The organism is Paenibacillus sp. A3 (assembly GCF_001399685.1).
Classification (GTDB): Bacteria; Bacillota; Bacilli; order Paenibacillales; family NBRC-103111; genus Paenibacillus_G.
In genome coordinates, this window is sequence record NZ_JTHN01000276.1 from 1 (window position 1) to 3,369 (window position 3,369).

6 protein-coding genes and 1 pseudogene are annotated in these 3,369 nt (G+C 49.9%); 3 read left to right on the forward strand and 4 right to left on the reverse strand.

The features are described 5' to 3' along the window. Positions 1 to 103: 103 nt before the first annotated feature. Positions 104 to 508 (reverse strand): annotated as a pseudogene (locus QJ48_RS32720) (VOC family protein); the annotation flags it as partial. Between the two features lie 211 nt (positions 509 to 719). Between QJ48_RS32720 and QJ48_RS32725 the strand changes: the two are divergent. From QJ48_RS32725 to QJ48_RS32735, 3 genes are all read left to right on the forward strand, one after another. Continuing rightward, positions 720 to 1,055 (forward strand): helix-turn-helix transcriptional regulator, encoded by a 336-nt coding sequence (locus QJ48_RS32725; RefSeq protein WP_054977503.1) that lies wholly within the window; start codon positions 720 to 722, stop codon positions 1,053 to 1,055. Between the two features lie 105 nt (positions 1,056 to 1,160). Beyond that, positions 1,161 to 1,577 (forward strand): VOC family protein, encoded by a 417-nt coding sequence (locus QJ48_RS32730; protein WP_054977504.1) that lies wholly within the window; start codon positions 1,161 to 1,163, stop codon positions 1,575 to 1,577. A 34-nt stretch (positions 1,578 to 1,611) separates the two neighbouring features. Next, on the forward strand, positions 1,612 to 1,890 hold the full coding sequence (locus QJ48_RS32735) for a DUF2277 domain-containing protein (RefSeq protein WP_054977505.1): 279 nt from the start codon (positions 1,612 to 1,614) through the stop codon (positions 1,888 to 1,890). 106 nt (positions 1,891 to 1,996) lie between these two features. Here QJ48_RS32735 and QJ48_RS39045 read toward each other — a convergent pair whose 3' ends face one another. From QJ48_RS39045 to QJ48_RS39055, 3 genes are all read right to left on the reverse strand, one after another. Beyond that, positions 1,997 to 2,209, reverse strand: coding sequence for an IS3 family transposase (locus QJ48_RS39045; RefSeq protein ID WP_337589646.1), 213 nt, complete (start codon positions 2,207 to 2,209; stop codon positions 1,997 to 1,999). After that, entirely contained in the window at positions 2,149 to 2,838 is a 690-nt protein-coding gene (locus QJ48_RS39050) for an IS3 family transposase (RefSeq protein WP_237763135.1), read from the reverse strand. Before QJ48_RS39050 ends, QJ48_RS39045 begins: the two co-directional genes overlap by 61 nt. A 59-nt stretch (positions 2,839 to 2,897) precedes the next feature. Further along, positions 2,898 to 3,369: HTH domain-containing protein (locus QJ48_RS39055; protein WP_337589647.1), on the reverse strand; the 472-nt coding region annotated here is incomplete at its 5' end.

Sequence of the window (3,369 nt, forward strand, 5' to 3'; positions counted from 1 at the left end):
CCTGCGGCGGTTCTTGGCACCCTTTGACCTTGATTTGTAAAAATTTTTTAACGTTCGGACAACCGCCGGATCCCTGATCGAGAGCCGTCCGGCCGGGGTATTTTTTGTCAAAATTCAACTGCCAGGAGACGCCGAACTTGTCTTGAACCCAGCCGAACTTTTCGCTGAACGGGTAAGCTCCTAGCGGCATAAGAACGAATCCCCCGTCGGACAGCCTCCCGAATACCCGATCAATCTCCGCATCCGTGTCGCATGTTACATATAATGACATGGAAGGGGTAAACGTAAAATTGTGCTTCACGCTGCTATCAATGCACATAAACACTTGACCGTTCAGCGAAAATAAAGCTTGCACCACGGTTCCTTCGGCACCGGCTTCGTTCGGTCCGTAATGCTGCATGCTGATGATTTCCGATCGGTCAAATAGAGTGATGTAGAAGTTCATGGCTTCTTCGGCTTTGCCTTCGAACATGAAGAACGTGGTGATTTTTGGCTTCGCGTTTTCCATCTTGCTCCAACTCCTTTACTCAATAGGCTTGTACCTACCAAAAGTATTGACGTAAACCATTCGGATCAATCATCTAAAATAATCATCCGGCGCTATGATAGCAATCCATAAGAAACCGGTGCTTGGTTCGTATGCTAGAATAAAGGAGATTCCAAAGGAGCCTCTTGAATATACCTTGACAGGAATATTCCAATTCGGGTACATTTAATTCATGAATTCGATCTTGAGTGCTCTTGCGGAGCCCAACCGTCTACATATCGTCGAGCTCCTGCGTGACGGCCCGCTCACCGTAGGGGAAATCGCCGATCGGCTTGGGCTCCATCAGCCGCAAGCTTCCAAGCATCTCCGCGTTCTTAGCGAAGCCGGACTTGTCGAGATGCAGCCGGTCGCTAACCGCCGGATCTACAGGCTGCGGCCCCAACCGCTGATGGAGCTGGATGCGTGGCTCTCGTCGTTCCGTCGCATTTGGGAGGAAAGGTTCGACCGGTTGGACGAATATTTGCTGGAACTGCAAAAGTTAGAACAGAAGCATGATGACAAACCGTAGCCGCGCTGCGCATGGCGGCGTGCGCTGATGGTAAAACGCGGGAGAGGAGGGGCGTCACTCCGGGTTTCACGAAAGCATCGCAAATTCACAATGAGGTGATCGGCCATGGCATTTACTGCGGATAAAACTTTTATTAATTTACCGGTTAAAGATTTGAACAAATCCGTCGAATTTTTTACGAAGCTTGGCTTTGAGTTCAACGCCCAGTTTACCGACGAAAACGCCACTTGCATGATTGTCAACGACAACACGTTCGTCATGCTGTTGGTTGAAAACTTCTTCAAAACGTTTACGAAGAAAGATATTTCGGATACCGCCAAAAGCACGGAAGTCATCGTCGCTTTATCCGCCGACAGCCGGGAACAAGTGGACGAGCTTGTCAATAAAGCTTTGGCCGCCGGCGGCAAGCCTTCGAACGATCCGGCGGATCATGGCTTTATGTACGCATGGAGCTTCCAGGATATCGACGGTCATTTGTGGGAATTAATTTACATGGATGCAAGTGCGGTTCAACAAGCGTAATAGTTATAGTGGCTATGTCCAAAGGAGTAAAGCGATGTGCCGAAATATTAAGACGCTGTTCAACTTCGATCCTCCAGCAACCGAGGATGAAATTCAAGCCGCTTCGCTTCAATTCGTAAGGAAGCTGTCCGGCTTCACCAAGCCTTCGAAGGCAAATGAGGAAGCATTCCAACTGGCCGTCGAGGAGGTCGCTGCTGCTGCCCGGAAGCTGCTGGACTCGCTGGTTACCCAAGCCGAGCCCCGCAACCGCGAGGTGGAAATTGAACGCGCCCGCATACGATCAGCGAAACGATTCGGCGTTGGGGAGAAATAGGGTGGCGTGGTCGAGCCGGAGAAGCGAGGATAACAAAACAGCCTCCCAATCCTTTTACGTGAACTGTGACCCAGATTGCGGACAGTTTGTAACAAACAGCCTTTGTCTAACTTGCCAGCAGATGACCTCTGAACTCGTCGGGGGTCATCTTTTTTAACGTCCATTGGTATCGTTCGGAATTGTAATACTGAATGTAGTCAGCGACACGCGCTCTAACTTCGTCAATGGTCTGACAATCCTTGAAGTCTACTTCATCCTTCATATGACCGAAGAACGATTCCATTGAGGCATTATCCCAGCAATTGCCCCTTCGTGACATGGATTGCCTGAAGCCTGCCTTGGCGATTTGCAGTCTCGTTTTCGGGTGAGTGTAGTGCATGCCTTGATCAGAGTGAAGAATGGCTTCGGGTGAATGTTCCCGTCTAGTCGTTCCAACAGCCGATTAAGGGTCCGTTCTACAAGCGACACCTCTAGTGTGGCTGCAACACATTCGGCAAGAATTTGTCTGGTAGCCCCGTCTTTCACGCAAGAAAGGTACGCCCATTGTCCATTTCCATAACGTAGGTAGGTAATATCGGTGAGAAACACCTTCTCCGGCTCGCCTTGGCTGAACTGGCGTTTGAGCAGGTTGGGACAGGTTTGGTGTTCCTGAGTCGCCTTAGCCATCTTGCGATAAGGATTAGCTTGACGTATTGCCGCGACCAAGCCAGTCTTGCGCATGAGGCGGCGAATTTTCTTGTGATTCATGACAACACCGCTGATCTGCTCGAGACGCATTTTGATGACCAGAGCACCTGCCTTGCCTCGCAGCTCATAGAAATGTCGCTTGATAAGGTCAATGTCTCGCTCATCGGCCGCCACGCGAAGCTGACGATCCAGTTCGGCTGTAAGCCACCTGTAGTAACCGCTCGGACTAACAGCCGCAAGCTCACACAGATAACGTGTCATGCGCTTTAGTCCATATGTCCGAATCGTATGATAGATGATCTCGTAGCGCTCGAAGGGCCTTAGCGTTTTCTCTTCTGCCTTTCGAGCGCCTCGAGCTTTTTTAGAATGTCTACCTGGGCTTCAAGCAGTTTAATCTTGGCCTTCGCCCGCTTTAATTCTTCTTCCGTCGACAACTCACCAGCTGGTTTCCGGCCCGTGCTACCCTTTCCTCGTCTTTCCGTGGTGAGTCCTTTTTCACCATACCGGTCGTAGGTGTCACGCCAGCGTTTCAGACTGTGTTTAGGCTTTTTATGACCGATGATATCTAGGTCAAAGCCAGCTCGAATAAAGATTTCCGAAGGTGTCTGTCCTTGTGCGTAGGCTCGTACCGCGGCCAGCTTGAATGCAGGCGTGTATGTGATGGTCGTCTCCGACACATGTTGCACATTAGGGTTTTTCTCCAAATTCTTCATTTGTTCTTCTGTAAAAAGTACTCGATTCAAGTTCCCCATTTTCCTCTCGCTCCTATTCCTTACTCTGATTAAAACACAA

What these genes read in the sequence shown, in the direction of transcription:
- QJ48_RS39050 (WP_237763135.1), bottom strand. Translation starts at nt 2,838, where the DNA reads ATGACACGTTATCTGTGTGAGCTTGCGGCTGTTAGTCCGAGCGGTTAC.
- QJ48_RS32730 (WP_054977504.1), top strand. Translation starts at nt 1,161, where the DNA reads ATGGCATTTACTGCGGATAAAACTTTTATTAATTTACCGGTTAAAGAT.
- QJ48_RS39045 (WP_337589646.1), bottom strand. Translation starts at nt 2,209, where the DNA reads ATGTCACGAAGGGGCAATTGCTGGGATAATGCCTCAATGGAATCGTTC.
- QJ48_RS32725 (WP_054977503.1), top strand. Translation starts at nt 720, where the DNA reads ATGAATTCGATCTTGAGTGCTCTTGCGGAGCCCAACCGTCTACATATC.
- QJ48_RS32735 (WP_054977505.1), top strand. Translation starts at nt 1,612, where the DNA reads ATGTGCCGAAATATTAAGACGCTGTTCAACTTCGATCCTCCAGCAACC.